The organism is Oceanobacillus sp. Castelsardo (assembly GCF_001659985.1).
Lineage (GTDB): Bacteria > Bacillota > Bacilli > Bacillales > Amphibacillaceae > Oceanobacillus.
Genome location: NZ_LYCS01000046.1, coordinates 1 through 468, shown reverse-complemented (window position 1 = coordinate 468; position 468 = coordinate 1). Strand labels below are relative to the sequence as shown.

The window sequence follows — 468 nt, the reverse complement described above, 5'->3', positions numbered from 1 at the left end:
ACATTCAATATCAGGCTACAGTAAAGCTCCACGGGGTCTTTCCGTCCTGTCGCGGGTAATGCGCATCTTCACGCATAGTATAATTTCACCGGGTCTCTCGTTGAGACAGTGCCCAAGTCGTTGCACCTTTCGTGCGGGTCGGAACTTACCCGACAAGGAATTTCGCTACCTTAGGACCGTTATAGTTACGGCCGCCGTTTACTGGGGCTTCGGTTCTAAGCTTCGGGCATAAGCCCTAACTCTTCCCCTTAACCTTCCAGCACCGGGCAGGTGTCAGCCCCTATACTTCGCCTTTCGGCTTCGCAGAGACCTGTGTTTTTGCTAAACAGTCGCTTGGGCCTATTCACTGCGGCTCTACTTGAGTAGAGCACCCCTTCTCCCTAAGTTACGGGGTCATTTTGCCGAGTTCCTTAACGAGAGTTCTCCCGCTCACCTTAGGATTCTCTCCTCGCCTACCTGTGTCGGTTT

The 468-nt window shown here is 52.8% G+C and carries 1 rRNA gene; it reads right to left on the bottom strand.

Going from position 1 to position 468, the window contains the following annotated elements:
* Positions 1–468 (bottom strand): 23S ribosomal RNA (locus A9178_RS18460); the annotation flags it as partial.